The 17,484-nt window shown below is 51.6% G+C and carries 12 protein-coding genes; 3 read left to right on the forward strand and 9 right to left on the reverse strand.

Features of this window, described 5'->3' with window-relative positions:
* From ACTHTA_RS07945 to truC, 5 genes are all read right to left on the reverse strand, one after another.
* The gene (locus ACTHTA_RS07945) at positions 1-483 is read right to left on the reverse strand and encodes a NuoB/complex I 20 kDa subunit family protein (RefSeq protein WP_002215610.1); all 483 of its coding nucleotides are present in this window, start codon (positions 481-483) and stop codon (positions 1-3) included.
* The gene (locus ACTHTA_RS07950; RefSeq protein WP_003741940.1) at positions 474-830 is read right to left on the reverse strand and encodes an NADH-quinone oxidoreductase subunit A; all 357 of its coding nucleotides are present in this window, start codon (positions 828-830) and stop codon (positions 474-476) included. The genes ACTHTA_RS07945 and ACTHTA_RS07950 overlap by 10 nt, the downstream gene beginning before the upstream one ends.
* Before the next feature lie 333 nt (positions 831-1,163).
* Positions 1,164-2,621 carry an oligopeptide:H+ symporter gene (locus ACTHTA_RS07955; RefSeq protein ID WP_308887789.1) on the reverse strand — a complete coding sequence of 486 codons (1,458 nt, stop codon included), beginning with the start codon at positions 2,619-2,621 and terminating at the stop codon, positions 1,164-1,166.
* A gap of 704 nt (positions 2,622-3,325) precedes the next feature.
* Positions 3,326-4,429 carry a peptide chain release factor 2 gene (prfB, locus tag ACTHTA_RS07960; RefSeq protein ID WP_308887788.1) on the reverse strand — a complete coding sequence of 368 codons (1,104 nt, stop codon included), beginning with the start codon at positions 4,427-4,429 and terminating at the stop codon, positions 3,326-3,328.
* Between the two features lie 97 nt (positions 4,430-4,526).
* Positions 4,527-5,243, reverse strand: coding sequence for a tRNA pseudouridine(65) synthase TruC (gene truC / locus ACTHTA_RS07965; protein WP_308887787.1), 717 nt, complete (start codon positions 5,241-5,243; stop codon positions 4,527-4,529).
* A 140-nt stretch (positions 5,244-5,383) separates the two neighbouring features.
* Between truC and ACTHTA_RS07970 the strand changes: the two genes are divergently transcribed.
* Entirely contained in the window at positions 5,384-6,112 is a 729-nt protein-coding gene (locus ACTHTA_RS07970; RefSeq protein WP_308887786.1) for a TIGR00730 family Rossman fold protein, read from the forward strand.
* Between the two features lie 96 nt (positions 6,113-6,208).
* On the opposite strand, the gene ACTHTA_RS07975 is transcribed toward ACTHTA_RS07970, so the two are convergent.
* The 4 genes from ACTHTA_RS07975 to sstT all read right to left on the reverse strand — a co-directional run bounded on the left by ACTHTA_RS07975 (position 6,209) and on the right by sstT (position 10,782).
* Positions 6,209-6,700, reverse strand: a complete 492-nt coding sequence (locus ACTHTA_RS07975) for a surface-adhesin E family protein (RefSeq protein WP_070606441.1) — start codon at positions 6,698-6,700, stop codon at positions 6,209-6,211.
* A 1-nt stretch (position 6,701) separates the two neighbouring features.
* Positions 6,702-7,349: a hypothetical protein gene (locus ACTHTA_RS07980; RefSeq protein ID WP_283121439.1), complete on the reverse strand. Its 648-nt coding sequence runs from the start codon at positions 7,347-7,349 to the stop codon at positions 6,702-6,704.
* A gap of 125 nt (positions 7,350-7,474) precedes the next feature.
* A complete protein-coding gene (locus ACTHTA_RS07985) occupies positions 7,475-9,331 on the reverse strand; it encodes an ABC transporter ATP-binding protein (RefSeq protein ID WP_308887782.1) in 1,857 nt (618 codons plus the stop codon).
* A gap of 227 nt (positions 9,332-9,558) precedes the next feature.
* Positions 9,559-10,782 (reverse strand): serine/threonine transporter SstT, encoded by a 1,224-nt coding sequence (gene sstT, locus ACTHTA_RS07990; RefSeq protein ID WP_254347200.1) that lies wholly within the window; start codon positions 10,780-10,782, stop codon positions 9,559-9,561.
* Positions 10,783-11,229: 447 nt separating this feature from the next.
* Between sstT and ACTHTA_RS07995 the strand changes: the two genes are divergently transcribed.
* Positions 11,230-13,071, forward strand: a complete 1,842-nt coding sequence (locus ACTHTA_RS07995) for an autotransporter assembly complex protein TamA (protein ID WP_250599354.1) — start codon at positions 11,230-11,232, stop codon at positions 13,069-13,071.
* Positions 13,072-13,151: 80 nt separating this feature from the next.
* Positions 13,152-17,300 (forward strand): translocation/assembly module TamB domain-containing protein, encoded by a 4,149-nt coding sequence (locus tag ACTHTA_RS08000; RefSeq protein WP_308887779.1) that lies wholly within the window; start codon positions 13,152-13,154, stop codon positions 17,298-17,300.
* Positions 17,301-17,484 lie beyond the last annotated feature (184 nt).

The following is a 17,484-nucleotide window of genomic DNA, read 5'->3' on the forward strand; positions in this document are numbered from 1 at the left end:
TTACTCGTCACGCGCGATGGTGGAAGTGCGCTTGATTTTTTGTTGGAGCTGAATCAGGCCGTAAATCAGGGCTTCCGCAGTCGGTGGACAACCCGGCACATAAACGTCTACCGGCACGACGCGGTCGGCACCGCGCACAACGGAATAAGAATAATGATAATAGCCGCCGCCGTTGGCACACGAACCCATAGACAAGACCCAACGCGGCTCGGCGAGCTGGTCGTACACGCGGCGCAGGGCGGGCGCCATTTTATTGGTGAGCGTACCCGCCACAATCATCAGGTCTGCCTGACGGGGCGACGGACGGAAAATAATGCCGAAACGGTCAAGGTCGTAACGCGCCATACCCGCGTGCATCATTTCCACGGCGCAGCAGGCCAAACCGAAAGTAACCGGCCACAGCGAACCGGTACGCATATAGTTCAGCACCGTATCCGCGCTGGTGGTGATGAAACCTTTTTTCAAAACGCCTTCTATTCCCATTCCAGCGCACCTTTTTTCCATTCGTAAACAAAGCCTACCGTCAGAACGACGATAAACACCAGCATAGACCAGAAGCCGTATGCGCCCAAATCTTTGAACACCACCGCCCACGGCAGCATAAACGCAACCTCTAAATCGAAGAGGATGAACAGGATGGCGACGAGATAATAACGCACGTCAAACTTCATCCTGGCGTTTTCAAAGGCTTCGAAACCACATTCGTAAGCCGCGTCTTTTTCGGCGTAGTGGTGTTTCGGACCTAAAATCGTGCCGAGCAGGATAAACAGCACGCCGGCCGCAAGGCCGACGAGGATGAATACGAGGACGGGAAAGTAACTGGCCAACATGGGTTTATGCCTAACTGGTTGACAGACAAATCTTAATATCCTGCTATTTTATCGAATTTCAAAATCCATTAAAAGGTAAATATCAGCAAATCAGTAAAAAAACACTAATAAATTCAATAAAGTTATGAGAACAATTCTTATTCTTATTTAATATTTCACAATTTTAATTTCAATTTAATCATGTATCATTTAATTCGGGTTTTCCTCATGTCCGATTTACTTCAAAAATCTGGAGCCCCCCCTTTTTCCAAATCTCAATAAAAACATCAGGCCGTCTGAAAACTGATTCTTTTCAGACGGCCTGTGTACATCACATTATTTTAAATAGAAAAATTAATCGACACCTTTGAGCATGCGGTTCAATACCGGGGCAAGTACCAACAGGATACCGCAGGTTACCGCACCGATAGTGGCCAGCATCCAGTAGAAATCCAATGGCGACTGAGCATTGTAGTAGTCTTTAAACAACACTCCGCCCAAGGTAAAGCCGATAGACAGTGCCAAGAAGTTCAACGCAACCATTTGTGTTTTAAACATGCTTGGTGCGATTTTGGTGGAAAACGACAGCGAAATCGGCGACAGCATCAACTCGCCTATCGTAATCGCCAGCAACACCAGCATAAACACGATAATCGGCATCGGGATTCCGGATGAAATATACGGGATGAAACACAAATAAGAGACGCCGGTTACCAACATGGCCAGCGCAAACTTCAACGGCGTTTTAGGTTGGCGTTTGCCCATTTTCGTCCACACCGCCGCCATCACGCCGGAGAAGAGAACCACCCACATGGCCTGTATCGAGTCTTTCCATGAAACAGGCACGGTAAAGCCGAAGAAAGTACGGTCGACCGTTTCGTCAAAATAAACCGTTGCAACGGTGTACACCTGAAACCAAACCGCCCAGAACATACAAATGGTCAAAAACAACGGAATATAGGCCATGATGTAACGTTTATTGGCTGCCTCAACCTGGCTGCTGCCCAGCAGGCGTGCAAAATAAGCGATAACGGTGATAATGACCACGCCCAAAAGCCAGCGTGAAAAGTTTTCAAGATTGAGCGCGCCGGAAGCAATCACGCTGCCCAACACCAAAATCAGCAACACGCCGACAGCTATTGCAGTCTGTACCTTTTCAGGGCGCAACGGATTGGGAGCCGGCGTATGCGGCAGGTCTTTGCGGCCACGTGAATACCACAGCAGGCCAAATGCCATACCGACGGCCGCCGCGCCAAAGCCATAATGAAAACCCATGCGGTCTTGCAAAATACCGGTCAACAAAGGGCCTAAGAAACCACCGATATTGATGGAAATATAGAAAATGGAGAAACCGGCATCGCGCAATTCGCGCAGATCGTCCCGTTCATACAAAGAACCGACCATCGAACTGGCAGACGATTTCACGCCGCCGCTGCCCAGCGCGATACACACCAAGCCCAACAGCAATCCCATCAAGCCCGGCACAATCGCCAATAAAATATGACCGGTCATCACGACGATACCGGCGATAAACAGGGTACGTTCCGAGCCCCAAATGCGGTCGGCCAACCATGCGCCGAGAATAGTGGACAGGTAAACGCTGCCGCCGTACGCGCCGACAATGCCGCCGGCCAAAGCCTTATCCATACCCAAGCCGCCTTGATTCGCGGCGTAATACAGATAAATCAACAGGATGCCCTGCATACCGTAGAAGGAAAAACGTTCCCACAGCTCAATATGGAATAGGGTGGATAATTGCAAAGGATGGCCGAAGAAGGTTTTCTCGGCAGAAGACGGCTTTTGACCGGACATTATGAGTTCTCCTATATATTAGACAGACTTAGGCTTCAGACGGCCTGTTATACCTACCAATCATTTTTATGGAAGCCATATATTACCGCTAATCTTTGCATTTGCAAAACATTAAAAAGCATATTTTTACAGAAAGATTAAGATTCGTATCTAAAAAGAACTCAATAGCTACATAACAAGGATATCGCGGCCATCTCCGTCATGCCCTACATATTCAAAAACCCATTAATTTTTAGATTTTCTATATTGTATTTTTCATGTGGCCGAAAACGGATATATTTACTGCGTTCGGTATTCCATTTAGGCTGATAAGACTTTAGAGTAGTTTCAGGCTGCCTGAAAACTATGTGATACAAATAACAGATAAAATAAAGCCCTACTTAAAAAAGTAGGGCTTAAAGAAATTGTTTATTTTTTGCCCCCACCAGATTTTCCGCTACCTGACGGGGGATTGTTACCACGTCCGCCGCCTGACGGATTACCTGTTTTGCTTGGCCAGTTTGGGTTACTGTTGCCTGTCTGATTATTTGCCATTATTGCTCCATTCTATACTTAAGTTTTCAGATACACGGACTTTTATTTCCGTTTCTATATTTTATAGATTTAGATTTTTTTTCAATTTAATTTTTTCAGTAGTCGTAGGTATAGTTACTAACAAACAGGCCGTCTGAAATCTTTCAGACGGCCTGTTTATCTCTTACGGTTTACACACCTTGTTTCAGGCTGGCTTCGATGAAGCCGTCCAAGTCGCCGTCCAATACGGCTTTGGTGTTGCCGACTTCGTAGCCTGTACGCAAGTCTTTGATGCGTGAGGAATCCAAAACGTATGAACGGATTTGGCTGCCCCAACCTACATCGGATTTGCCTTCTTCCAACGCCTGTTTCTCTTCGTTGCGTTTGCGCATTTCCAATTCATACAGTTTGGATTTCAACATTTCCATCGCAGCGGCTTTGTTGGCGTGTTGCGAACGGTCGTTTTGACACTGCACCACAATCCCTGTCGGCTCGTGGGTAATACGCACGGCGGAGTCGGTTTTATTGATGTGCTGACCGCCCGCGCCCGATGCGCGGTAGGTGTCGATACGCAAATCGGCGGGGTTGATTTCGATTTCGATGGAATCGTCGATTTCGGGGTACACGAACACGGATGAGAACGACGTATGGCGTTTGTTGTTCGAGTCAAACGGCGAGTAGCGCACCAAGCGGTGAACGCCGGTTTCCGTGCGCAGCAAGCCGTAGGCGTATTCGCCTTCCACTCGGATGGTGGCGCGGTTGATACCCGCGATTTCACCGTCGTCTTCTTCGAGGATTTCGATTTTGAAGCCTTTACGCTCGGCGTAGCGGCTGTACATGCGGAACAGCATGCCCGCCCAGTCTTCCGCTTCCGTACCTCCTGCGCCTGCGGTAATGTCGATAAAGCAGTTGTTCGGGTCGGCAGGCTGGTTGAACATTCGTTTGAATTCGAGGTCGGCCATTTGTTTTTCCAAACCGGCCACGTCTTCCTGCACGGCGGCAAAACCTTCTTCATCGTTTTCTTCGACGGCCATTTCAATCAGCATGCGGTTGTCTTCAATGCCCGACGCGATGTTGTCGAGCGTCAGCACGATGCCTTCGAGTATTTTGCGCTCTTTGCCGATTTCTTGGGCGCGTTTGGGGTCGTTCCAGAGTTCCGGGTCTTCGGAGAGGCCGACGACTTCTTCAAGGCGGTCTTTTTTGCCTTGGTAGTCCATATAGACGCGGATGTCTTCGCTGCGCTTCTCCAAGTCGTTTAGGGTGTTGTTAAGCTGGTTGATTACTTCGGCTTCCATGATTCTTGTGTTCTTTCAAAATTTTAGGGGCGTATTGTAAGGGATTTGCCTGTTTTTTTCCATGACCGGGCCGTCTGAAAATGTGCGGTTTGGATTTTCAGACGGCCTCGGTTTTAAATTTTTCCATCCAAAGCCGCCAGTCGTTGTCTATCGGCGCGTTTACAGTCATCCGGCTGCCGTCTTCTATGCTTTGAAAACTGAGGCTTCGCGCGTGTAACATCAGGCATTGCGTGCCGATATGTTCGGCAACGGCATGGTTTTGGCGCAAATCGCCGTAGTTGGTGTCGCCGACGATGGGGTGAAAAATGTGTTTCATATGGCGGCGGAGTTGGTGTTTGCGGCCGGTGTGCGGCGTGAGTTCGGCCCACGAATAACGCGAGGTCGGATAACGCAGGGCCGATTGGAACGGCAACTCGGTTTGTGCCAGACAACGGTAGGCGGTTTGCGCTTCCTGCAATGTGGCTTCGGTCTGCGCTTCGGCGATTTTGTCAGGCATATATTTGAGGGCGTAATCAATCAGGCCGTCTGAAGGCAGATAACCGCGAACAATCGCCCAATAAGTTTTTTCGATAGTTTTGTTTTCAAACTGCTGCGTCAATAACCGTGCAGCTTCCGTATCGAGGGCAAACAACAAGACGCCGGAAGTCGGGCGGTCGAGGCGGTGGACGGGATAAACGTGCTGCCCGATTTGATCGCGCAGGGTCTGCACGGCAAAACGGGTTTCGTGTTTGTCTAACCAGCTTCGGTGTACCAGCATTCCGGCAGGTTTGTTGACGGCGATGGTGCGACTGTCGCGGTGGATAATATCGAGCATGGCGGAGCAGTTGAATAAAAGCAGATATTGTAACGGGCTTTTGAAGATGTGGCAGAAACACTTGCCGCCGAAACCCAACTTTCAGACGGCCCGCCCCTTTCGGGTTACAATACTGCACATAAAAACACGAAGGAAAAGCCGTGAGCCTGCTCAAAAAACTGCCCAAACCCATGCTGCCCGACGAAACCCGCCGCGATATTCAGGCGCGCGAGTCGTATCATGTATTGAAGATTATTTCCGAATTTGTCGAGGCCGGCGAAGAATTGCGCGCCATTCAGCCAGCTGTCAGCATTTACGGCAGCGCGCGCACGCCCGAAAACCATCCTGACTACGAGTTCACATTACGCTTGGCACGCAAACTGTCGGATGCCGGATTTTCCGTCATTTCCGGCGGCGGGCCGGGCATTATGGAAGCGGCTAACAAAGGCGCGTTTGCAGGCGCAAGTCCGGCAGTGGGGCTGAATATCGTGTTGCCGCACGAGCAAAAAGCCAATCCGTATCAGGATTTGTCGATTAAATTCCAACACTTTTTCCCGCGCAAAGTCATGTTCGTCAAACACGCCGTGGCGTATGTCGTCATGCCCGGCGGTTTCGGCACATTGGACGAATTGTTTGAAAGCCTGACCTTGGTACAAACCGGCAAAACGCCCGACCGCCCGATTATCTTAGTGGGCAAAGCATTTTGGGCAGGTTTGTTGGACTGGATACGCGAACAATTGCTGGACAGAAACCTGATTTTGGAAGAGGATTTGAACCTGATCCGCGTCATTGACGATGAAGACGAAATCATCGAAGAAATCTTCGCCCATTACGAAAACCGCTTGGAAGACTTGTCCGAACACCAAAATGCTTGGTCGCTGGGGCTGTAAAAAACTAAGGTTTCAACTAAAAAAGGGCGGTTATCCCACCTGCCCTTGCTTCATTAATAAAGGCCGTCTGAAAATGTTTTCAGACGGCCTTGAGATTTATCTTTTCCGACCTTTCTTTTGTTCCATTTTATCCAACGCTTTTCCCATATCTTCTAAAGCATTCGGATTACCACCAAAATCATGGCCGCCGACACTACACACAGTAGCAGATAGTATACTCATCGTCGAAATCTCTTTCATTTCAAACCGTTCAGATTCCCTTGGGATCTCATGCAATAATTTCCCTTTTCCAAAATGACGACTGTATAGCTTTACCGGCTCCGGATTCATAATATCAATCCTGTTCAGACAATCCAGATAGTGCTTCTCTATCATGGAAGTACCTGCCAAATTTTTATTCGTATCATCAAAATTAGTTATCACATCATATACTAACAAATTTGGATTGTGAGGATGATTTTTGATACTTTCCATATCTGCATAAACACGACTCTGAGCACCCTCCAGCATCGGCAAAAATCTTGGCTTATCGGCAAATACTGAGATTGGTAAACAAATTGTCATCAAAAAAACAGCTAACTTTTTCATTTTACTTTCCCCCGATTAGATCAAGTCGTTCACGACGAATCAGTTTATCATTCGGATAACCCTGAATAGTACAGATAAGAGAAGTTTTACCGTCACTCTCTTCCAATATCAGCGATTTTTCTACTGTATTTTTTGCAGGCATCGAACCAGACGTTGCTTGCATATTTGGCTGCCAACGCAAAGACTTATGACTATTAATAATAATTTGCGGAGAAGTCACAAAATCCTCTCCCATCGGTTTCAATCCCCATTGAGGGAACTTTGCTACCACATCAGCAGCCCGAGCTTTTTTAAGCTCGAACCCCCAGAAATAAAAAACAGGATTTTTACCCGTCTCATTAACCGGCAGTTCCGAATATTCTGCCGAAAAACTACTAAAATGTATGCCGTTTACTATTATCGGTTTATTGAAGATAACCTGTCTTTTCCCATCTTCATCGGCACTACCTAACTGAAAACGTGCAGTCTTGCCTACTTTCTCAATCGGAGCATATTTACTCAATTGCTCCTGCTTGTTTTTCAAGATATCAAACATAGATGCATCACATTTTACAAATGCATTCAGCAACTCTTCTTCCGCACTTCCTGCCCATGCATTTGCTGCAAGTGCAAATACAGCCATACTCAAATATTTGAGAGATCGTTTCATATTGTCTTTCTAAAGTTAGCGTAGATTATCGTTGAATTACCCAACCATTTTAATTCATGACATCAAATTAAACACGATATAAATTATTGTTTTTTCAGACGGCCTTTTATCTTCTTTCAAAGCGTTTAATTGTTTTCCCACTCGACATGCTCACTCAAGAAACCGCCGCTTTGGTGCGCCCAAAGTTTGGCGTACAGACCTTGTTTCGCGAGCAACTCGGTGTGGCTGCCTTCTTCGATGATGCGGCCTTTGTCCAAGACGATGAGGCGGTCCATCGCGGCGATGGTGGAGAGGCGGTGGGCGATGGCAATCACGGTTTTGCCTTCCATCATTTTGTCGAGGCTTTCTTGGATGGCGGCTTCGACTTCGGAGTCGAGCGCGCTGGTGGCTTCGTCAAGCAATAGAATCGGCGCATCTTTAAGCATAACGCGGGCGATGGCGATGCGTTGGCGCTGGCCGCCGGAAAGTTTCACGCCGCGTTCGCCAACGTGTGCATCATAGCCGCGCCGGCCTTTGGCGTCGCTTAAGTTAGGAATAAAACCGGCGGCCTCGGCGCGTTCCGCAGCGGAAATCATTTCGGCTTCGGTCGCATCGGGACGGCCGTAGATAATGTTGTCGCGGACGGAGCGGTGCAACAGGGAGGTATCTTGCGTCACCAAACCGATTTGAGCGCGCAGGCTTTCTTGGGTAACGCTGTCCACGTTTTGGCCGTCGATCGAAATCGTGCCGCTTTGCGGTTCGTAAAAGCGCAGGAGCAGGTTGACGATGGTGGATTTGCCCGCGCCGCTGCGGCCGATCAAGCCGACTTTTTCGCCAGGTTTGATGTTCAGATTAAAGCCGTTGAGGAGCGGTTTGCCGGCTTCGTAGGAGAAATCGACGTGTTCAAACTTGATTTCGCCTCGGGTGACTTTCAGCGGCAGGGCGTTCGGCTTGTCGAGGATGGTGTGCGGCTTGGACAGGGTTGCCATGCCGTCGCCGACAGTGCCGATGTTTTCAAACAATCGGGCGGATTCCCACATGATGTATTGCGACAAACCGTTGACGCGCAACGCCATGGCTGTGGCTGTGGCAACCGCGCCGACGCCGACTTGTCCGTGATACCAAAGCCAGATGCCCAGCGCGGTCGTGCCGGCGGTTAGCGAGCTGTTGACGATGAAGCTGCAGGTGTGCAGCAGCGTCGCCAAACGCATTTGGGCGTGTACCGTAACCATAAATTCTTCCATCGACTGCTTGGCGTAGGCCGCTTCGCGCGCGCCGTGGGAGAAGAGTTTGACGGTGGTAATGTTGGAATAGGCGTCGGTAATGCGGCCGGTCATCAGCGAACGCGCATCCGCCTGACGCGCGGCGGTTTTCCCAAGCTTGGGAATCAGGAAGCGCATCACCAAGGCGAAGCCGATAATCCAGCCGATAAAGGGCAACAGCAGCCAGCCGTCGAACGAAATCAGAATCACGCCGGACGTGATGAAATACACCAGCACATACACAACCATGTCGGCAACCGTCATCACCACGTCGCGCATCGCCAGCGCGGTCTGCATGACTTTGGCGGACACGCGGCCGGCAAATTCGTCCTGATAGAAACCGAGGCTCTGCCCCAGCATCAGGCGGTGGAAATTCCAGCGCAGGCGCATGGGGAACACGCCTTGCAGGGTTTGCAGGCGCACGTTGGACGCGAGGAAGGTCCAGAGGGCGAAAAACACCATCATCCCCGCCATCGCCGTCAACGCCCAGCCTTTTTCAGCAAACAGGGTCGCGGGCGTGTATTTGCCGAGCCAGTCCACGACTTTGCCCATAAATTGAAACAGCAGGGCTTCCATGATGCCGATACCGGCGGTAAACACCGCCAATACGGCAATCCATTTGCGCAAGCCTTCGATATTGCTCCAGACAAACCGCCACAGCCCTTTTTCAGGCGTTTTCGGGGCGGCTTCGGGATAGGGGTCGATGCGGGACTCGAACCATGAGAATATTTTTTTAATCATTGTTTTTGCAAATGTGATAAGACGGTCAGGCCGTCTGAAAAGAAGTGTTCAAATACATTCAAGACTGTATTTTACGGGAAAAATCCAACTGATGACAGCGGATACCGTCAGTCCGATCAAACCAATCTATCGGCTTGACCATCTAAAAATCCCTTTGCTTTACATAAAACAAAGGCCGTCTGAAACTTTTCAGACGGCCTTTGCTGGATTTAGGTTGCCCTTAAAAATCACTCTTTACGTTGACGGCCCAAATCCGCAGCAGCAGTAAACAAAACGTCGGTGGAAGAGTTTAACGCAGTTTCTGCAGAGTCTTGAATCACGCCGATGATGAAGCCGACGGCAACCACCTGCATGGCCACATCGTTATCGATACCGAACAGGCTGCACGCCAAAGGAATCAGCAGTAACGAGCCACCGGCCACACCGGATGCACCGCACGCGCTGACGGTAGCCACCAAGCTCAGCAGCAGGGCAGTGGCGAAGTCAACCGTAATGCCTTGCGTGTGCGCCGCAGCCATTGCCAAAACGGTAATGGTGATTGCCGCACCGGCCATATTGATGGTTGCACCCAATGGAATGGAGATGGAGTAAGTGTCTTCGTGCAAACCCAGTTTTTTCGCCAATGCCATGTTCACAGGGATATTGGCGGCGGAAGAACGGGTAAAGAAGGCATACACGCCACTTTCACGCAGACAGGTAAACACCAGCGGGAAAGGGTTGCGGCGGATTTGCGTCCACACAATAATCGGGTTGACCACCAAAGCGATAAACAGCATACAGCCGAGTAATACAGCCAACAGCTGCATATAACCGGCAAGCGCTTCAAAACCGGTTTCCGCAATGGTAGAGGACACCAAGCCGAAAATACCCAGCGGCGCAAAACGGATAATCCATTTCACAACAGTCGAAACGGTATCGGCCAAATCAGCCGCTACTTGGCGGGTCGTATCCGAGCCGTGATGGCGCAAAGCCGCACCCAATACCAAAGCCCAAGCCAAAATGCCGATATAGTTGGCATTGGCCAGCGCGTTAATCGGGTTGGCCACCAAATTCATCAGCAGCGTTTTCAGCACTTCGACAATGCCGGAAGGCGGTGCAACAGATACATCGCCGGCCGCACGCAAAATCAGCGTAGTCGGGAATGCCATACTGGCGACAACAGCCACCACAGCAGCGGCAAACGTACCGAAAATATACAAAATCAAAATCGGTTTGATGTAGGCCTGATTGCCTTTTTGGTGTTGCGCAATGGCGGCAGTCACCAACACAAATACCAAAATCGGCGCGATAGCCTTAAGCGCACCGACAAACAGGCTGCCCAGCAGTCCTGCGCTGATACCGACTTGCGGCGAAACTGCACCCACAAGAATACCTAAAACCAAGCCGATGGCGATTTGCGCCACCAGGCTGACGCGATTGAGCGCGTTCAAAATCGGATTGCCACTTGCCATATCCGTTCCTTCACAATTTAAAGATATGTTAAAAAAGTCTTACATTCTAAAATAAAAAATCATTTGTCGGCGAGGTTTTCATGCACACCTCACAAAAACAGCATTAAAGTTTAGCATTTATGACAAAGTTGGCACTTTATTCCAAAAATACAGCCAAACCCGCTCAAACCCTACTTTAAAGTATGCCCATACCGTTGCCTTATCCCTCTGTATCTTGCTTTCAGACGGCCTGAAATCTGCGCCATAAGGCCGAATACAAAGGCAACTTCATCAGTAAAAATACAAAAACATAAATATTACAATCAGATAGAAACAAACCAAAGTCCGCCCTTAAGTCGCATTTTGTAACGTTATCGCGCTAAATTTCCGTTTATAACCAGCCTGAAAGCTTGCAGAAATAATGTTAAAATCCCCAAACTGAAGAATTGTCGCTGTCGAACACACATCATGACCAAACTGACCTACCCTGTTTTATTTGCATCATTGGCGCTCGCCTACGGACACGCGTTGGCAGTAGATACTTCCGTTCCCAAAGCGGAAGACTACGAAGCTGTTCCCGAATCCGAAATGCCCAAGCAGCCCAAAGACGACCAAACAGGCAAACTCAAGCCCAAATTCCCCGTCAAAATCGACACTCAAGACAGCGAAGTCAAAGAAATGCTTGAAGAATACCTGCCGCTGATTACCCAGCAGCAGGAAGAAGAGCTGGATAAAGAACAGGTCGGCTTCCTCGCCGAAGAGGCACCCGACAACGTCAAAACCATGCTCCGGACCAAAGGCTACTTCAACAGCAACGTCAATATTCAAGACCACGGCGAGAGCTATACCGTCAACGTCACCCCCGGCCCGCGTACCAAAGTCGACAACGTCAGCGTGGCCATCCTCGGCGACGTATTGAATGACGACAACTTGGCCGAGTACTACCAAAATGCGATGGAAAACTGGCAGCAGCCTGTTGGCGAAAACTTCGACCAAGACGGCTGGAGTGCAAGTAAAACCTCCGTCCTCAGCGCGGTAACACGTAAAAAATACCCTTTGGCGAAACTCACCACCACCCAAGCCACCATCAATCCCAATACCCAAAAAGCCGACTTGAACGTCATCGTGGAGAGCAACCGCCCCATTTACTTTGGCGATTTCCAAATCACCGGCACGCGCCGCTACCCTGAGAGCGTGGTTTCCGGCATGGCGCGTTTCCACCCCGGTTCGCCTTACGACTTGGATAAAATCCTCGACCTGCAACAGGCGCTCGAGCAAAACGGCCACTACTCCGGCGCGTCCGTACAGGCCGATTTTGATCAACTGCAAGGCGACCGCGTTCCCGTCAAAATCAACGTGACCGAAGTCAAACGCCACAAACTGGAAACCGGTATCCGCTATGACTCCGAATACGGAATCGGCGGCCGCATCGCCTACGACTATTACAACCTCTTTAACAAGGGTTACATCGGTTCCATCGTTTGGGACATGGACAAATACGAAACCACGCTGGCCGCCGGTATCAGCCAACCGCGCAACAACCGCGGCAACTACTGGACCAGCAACGTTTCCTACAACCGCTCGACCACGCAAAACCTTGAAAAACGCGCCCTGACCAGCGGCATTTGGTATGTCCGCGACCGCAATAATATCGATGCCCGCTTCGGCCTCGAATTCATTACCGAAGAACGAAAAGTCCCCGACACCAGCTACGATTTGGGCCGAAGCCATGCCACCATGCTGACCGCCTCATGGAAACGGCAAAGCATCGAAACCGAGCTGCACCCTCAAAACGGCTACTACCTCGACGGCAAAATCGGTACAACCTTGGGCAAATTCCTCTCCTCCACCCAAATGGCACGCGCCATGGCACGCGCAGGCTATTTCTTCACGCCTGAAAACAAAAAACTCGGTACATTCATCGTACGCGGACAAGCAGGCTACGTTTATGCCCGCGAAGGCGAAGAAGTGCCGTCCAGCCTGATGTTCCGTACCGGCGGCGCAACTTCCGTACGCGGTTACGAACTCGACAGCATCGGCTTGGCCGGTCCCAACGGCTCCGTCCTGCCGCAACGCGCCTTGGTGGTCGGCAGCCTTGAATATCAATTCCCGGTTACCAAAAGCTTCTCCGGCGCCATCTTCCACGATGTCGGCGATGCGGCAAGCAACTTCAAACACATGACCTTAAAACACGGTACCGGCTTGGGCGTACGCTGGTTCAGCCCGGTTGCACCGTTCTCCTTCGATATTGCCTACGGCCATCACGACAAGAAAATCCGCTGGCACATCAGCTTGGGCACAAGGTTTTAAAAAACATACTCACCATCCATTCTTTCAGACGGCCTCAACCATTTCAGGCCGTCTGAACAACAGACAAACAGAAAAATATCATGACCGATACTGCTAACACTTCCACGCCGTCTGAACAACAGCCCGCCCCGCCAAAGCGCAAAAAACGCCTGTTGCGCGGCTTTGTCCTGTCCGCCTTGGGCGTATTGACCGTTTCCGCCGGCGCGATCGGCTGGCTGGTCGGCACGGAATCGGGTTTGCGTTTCGGTTTGTACAAAATCCCGTCATGGTTCGGCGTCAAAATCTCTTCGGACACGCTGAAGGGCACGCTGATTGAAGGTTTTGAAGGCGACAAATGGTTGATTGAAACAGAAGGTGCGGACATCAAAATCAGCAGCTTCCGCTTTGATTGGAAACCGTCCGAGTTGACCCGTCCATCCTTACACATCACCAAAGTCGTGACCGGCGACATCGCCATCGTGACCAAACGCACGCCGCCCAAAGAAGAAGAGCCATCAAAAGGCCTGCCCGACAGCATAGACCTGCCCGTTACCGCCTATCTCGACCGTTTGGAAACCGGAAAAATCAGCGTGGGCAAGCGTTTTGACAAGCAGACCGTCTATCTCGACCATCTGCACGCGGCCTATCATTACGACAAAAAAGAACACCGCCTCCACATCAAAACCGCCGATACGCCATGGAGCAGCTCGACAGGCGCGGTGGTACTCGGTTTGAACAAACCCTACGTCCTCAATACTGCCATCTACACCAAAGGCCAGCTTGAGGGCGAAACCCTACATGGTACGGTACGCCTGTGGGGCAGCCTGCAAGACGTATCCACCGACCTACTGCTCGATAGCGACAACGTTCATTTGTCGGCCAAATCCACTATTCATCCATTCGCCAACAGCCTCAATGAAACCGTCGGCGAAATCCTGATTAAAGGTTCCAACATCAATCCGCAGGCCTTCCTGCCCAGCCTGCCCAAAGCGCGCCTGAATTTCGACGCCACCACCATTCCGTCGTTTACCAACGGTGTCGCGTTGGAAGGCTCGATTGACTTGGAAAACGACCAAGCCGGTTTTGCCGATGAAAATCATATCCCCGTCAAACGCATCCTCGGCGAATTCATCGTCGACGACAAAGGCACGGTCATGATTGAAGACATCGGCGTCGACCTGCTCAAAGACGGCAGCATCGATGTATCCGGCTCTATCGATACCGCCCAAGACCAGCTCAAACTCGCACTGGGCATCAACAATACCGGCGCGGACGACTTTGCCCGTCCAAACATCGCAGGCCGTCTGAACGGCAGTATCGACATCAAAGGCGAAACCTCCTCCCCTGTCGTCAACTGGAATCTCGACAGCGGATTTGCACGTACAGACGGCATGCTGTTTTTCCAAACCGACAAACAGCTCGGCCAGCGCACGCTCAAGCTCGACAAAGTCCGCCTGGTTCCGCAAAACGGCGGCGAACTCAACGCCAACGGTTCGCTCGAACTCTTCAAAGACCGCAAACTGCAACTGGACATCGTCAGTAAAGCCTTCAACCCTGCACGCATCGATCCGCAGCTTCCGCAAGGCAGCGTCAACGGCAACATCAACTTGACCGGCATACTGGCACAAGAAAAATTCGCCGGCAAAATGCAGTTTGCACCGAGTACGCTCAACGGCGTTCCGCTTAGCGGCAAAGCCGACGTCGCCTATGAAAACAAACACCTCGCGCGCGCCCTGAGCGACCTGACCCTCGGCAGCAACATCGTCAAAACCAACGGCAGCTTCGGCAAAAAAGGCGACCGCCTCAACCTCAACATTACCGCCCCCGATTTGTCGCGTTTCGGCTTCGGCTTGGGCGGCCTGCTCAACGCGCGCGGCTACATCTCCGGCAGTTTTTCAGACGGCCTCAAAACCCTTGAAGCCGATTTGAACGGCGAAGCACGCAACTTCAAAGTCGCCGATGCCGTCAACATCCGCACCCTCGACTTCAAGCTTAAGGGTTCGCCCGACACTAACCGTCCGTTGAGTGCCGATATTAAAGGCGAACACATCGCCGTCTCCGGCGGCACGGCCATGATCGACAACGTCAACCTGCTCATCAGCGGCACAGGCTCGCGCCACCACATCCGCGGCAACAGCAGCATGGCGGTGGACAGTAAACGCTACAAGCTCGACCTCGATGCCACCGGCGGTCTCAACAAAGACCAAACCCAATGGAAAGGCACGGTTGACACGCTCGACATCAGCGGCGCGTTCAACCTCAAACTGCAAAACCGCCTCAACCTCGAAGCCGGCAGCGAACGCGTTTCCCTCAGCAGCGCGCGCTGGGTGGCCATGGGCGGCAGCCTCAACCTGCAAAATTTCGTTTGGGACAAGAAAGCCGGCATTACCAGTAAAGGCAGCGCACAAAATCTGCACATTACCGAGTTGCACAACTTCTACACTCCACCCATCGAACACAACCTCGTCTTGGGCGGCGACTGGGATTTGGCGTACAGTCAAAACGCGCGCGGCTTCCTCAACATCAACCGTCAAAGCGGCGACATCATCCTGCCGGGCAAAGACCCGAAAAACAAACAGCCTTTGGGACTTTCCGCGCTCGCCCTGCGCACCCGTTTCCAAAACGGCCGCATCGACAGCACGCTGGAAGGCAACACCCGTTTCGGCAAAGTTGACGGCACCCTTGGCATCGCGCAACAGTTCGGCAACAACATCAACAACGCCCCCGTCAACGGCAAGGTCAATATCAGCGTTCCCGATTTAGGCTCGCTCAAATCCTTTATGCCGGCAACAGCCCAAGGCATTGCAGGCCGTCTGAACGCGACCGCCACCATCGGCGGCCGACTCGGTTCGCCCACCGTCAACAGCAACCTCGACCTCCAAACCAATTACGGCCGTGCCGACAGTACCGTCAACATCGGTCAGGGCACCAGCTTCGATACAGCCCCTCTGAGCGGCAAGCTCAATCTGAACGTCGCCAACCTCGAAGTCTTCCGCAACTTCCTGCCCGTCGGCCAAACCCTCAAAGGCCGTCTGAACGCCGCCGTCAACTTGGCAGGCCGTCTGAACGATCCGCAACTGAGCGGCCTGATTAACGGCGACAACCTCTATTACCGCCATCAAACCCAAGGCCTGATTCTCGACAACGGCGTATTGCGTTCACGCCTGCAGGGTCAAAAATGGGTGATCGACAGCCTCAAATTCCACCGTGGCGGCACGATTGAGCTCAAAGGCGCGGTCAACCTTGCCAACGCCAACCCCGATGTCGACGTGGACATCGTCTTCGACAAATACCGCACCCTCTCGCGTCCAAACCGCCGACTACAGCTCTCCGGCGCGGCCAAAGTCCTCTACAATCCGGTAAAAGGCGTCTCGCTCAACGGCACGCTCGACACCGACTTCGGCAGGTTTGGTTCGCAAAAATCCTCCATGCCGACCCTCGATGACGACGTGGTCGTACTGGGCGAGACTCCAAAAGAAGCAACGGCCACCACGCCGATTAATATGAACCTTGTCCTGAATATCAACGACAATGTCCGTTTTGTCGGCTACGGCGCAGACGTTACCATCGGCGGCAAACTGACCCTCACTTCCCGCCCGGGCGAAACCGTCCAAGGCGTCGGTACCGTGCGCGTTGTCAAAGGCCGCTACAAAGCCTACGGCCAAGACCTCGACATCACCAAAGGCGCGGTTTCCTTCGTCGGCCCGCTGACCGATCCGAACCTCAACATCCGTGCCGAACGCCGTCTCTCCCCGGTCGGTGCAGGTGTCGAAGTTCTCGGCAGCCTTAACAATCCGCGCGTGACCTTGGTTGCCAAAGAAGCCATGAGTGAAAAAGACAAACTCTCCTGGCTCATCCTCAACCGTGCCAGCAGCGGCAGCGATGGCGACAATGCCACGCTCTCTGCGGCCGCCAGCGCATTACTTGCCGGCCAAGTCAACGACCGCATCGGCCTTGTCGATGATTTGGGCTTCACCAGTAAACGCAGCCGCAACGCCCAAACCGGCGAGCTCAACCCTGCCGAACAAGTCCTGACCGTCGGCAAACAGCTCACCAACAACCTCTACGCAGGTTACGAATACGGCATCTCTAGCGCCGAACAATCCGTCAAACTCGTGTACCAACTGACCCGCGCCATCCAAGCCGTTGCCCGCATCGGCACGCGCTCCTCCGGCGGCGAGTTGAAATACACCATCCGCTTTGACAACTGGTTCGGCAAAGACAAACCGGAGCCGGAAGAGCAACAATAAGAGCCGTGAAAAAGGCCGTCTGAAATTTATCTTTCAGACGGCCTTTATCTTGTTCTACCGTATTAGAATCTTCAGCCATACCTCAAAAAACAAAGGTCAACGGCGCAAGTTTAAAAATAAATGCAGCTAAAAAAGTGAACGGCAAACCATGGCTTATTCAAGGTTAGCGATAAATCAAACAGAT

Origin of the sequence: Neisseria sp. P0013.S005, from assembly GCF_051958425.1 — a bacterium.
Taxonomy (GTDB): Bacteria; Pseudomonadota; Gammaproteobacteria; order Burkholderiales; family Neisseriaceae; genus Neisseria; species Neisseria subflava.

Bases quoted from the DNA above. Each gene is read 5' to 3' on its own strand.
- ACTHTA_RS07945 (WP_002215610.1), bottom strand. From the start codon at position 483: ATGGGAATAGAAGGCGTTTTGAAAAAAGGTTTCATCACCACCAGCGCG.
- ACTHTA_RS07950 (WP_003741940.1), bottom strand. From the start codon at position 830: ATGTTGGCCAGTTACTTTCCCGTCCTCGTATTCATCCTCGTCGGCCTT.
- ACTHTA_RS07955 (WP_308887789.1), bottom strand. From the start codon at position 2,621: ATGTCCGGTCAAAAGCCGTCTTCTGCCGAGAAAACCTTCTTCGGCCAT.
- prfB (WP_308887788.1), bottom strand. From the start codon at position 4,429: ATGGAAGCCGAAGTAATCAACCAGCTTAACAACACCCTAAACGACTTG.
- truC (WP_308887787.1), bottom strand. From the start codon at position 5,243: ATGCTCGATATTATCCACCGCGACAGTCGCACCATCGCCGTCAACAAA.
- ACTHTA_RS07975 (WP_070606441.1), bottom strand. From the start codon at position 6,700: ATGAAAAAGTTAGCTGTTTTTTTGATGACAATTTGTTTACCAATCTCA.
- ACTHTA_RS07980 (WP_283121439.1), bottom strand. From the start codon at position 7,349: ATGAAACGATCTCTCAAATATTTGAGTATGGCTGTATTTGCACTTGCA.
- ACTHTA_RS07985 (WP_308887782.1), bottom strand. From the start codon at position 9,331: ATGATTAAAAAAATATTCTCATGGTTCGAGTCCCGCATCGACCCCTAT.
- sstT (WP_254347200.1), bottom strand. From the start codon at position 10,782: ATGGCAAGTGGCAATCCGATTTTGAACGCGCTCAATCGCGTCAGCCTG.
- ACTHTA_RS07995 (WP_250599354.1), top strand. From the start codon at position 11,230: ATGACCAAACTGACCTACCCTGTTTTATTTGCATCATTGGCGCTCGCC.
- ACTHTA_RS08000 (WP_308887779.1), top strand. From the start codon at position 13,152: ATGACCGATACTGCTAACACTTCCACGCCGTCTGAACAACAGCCCGCC.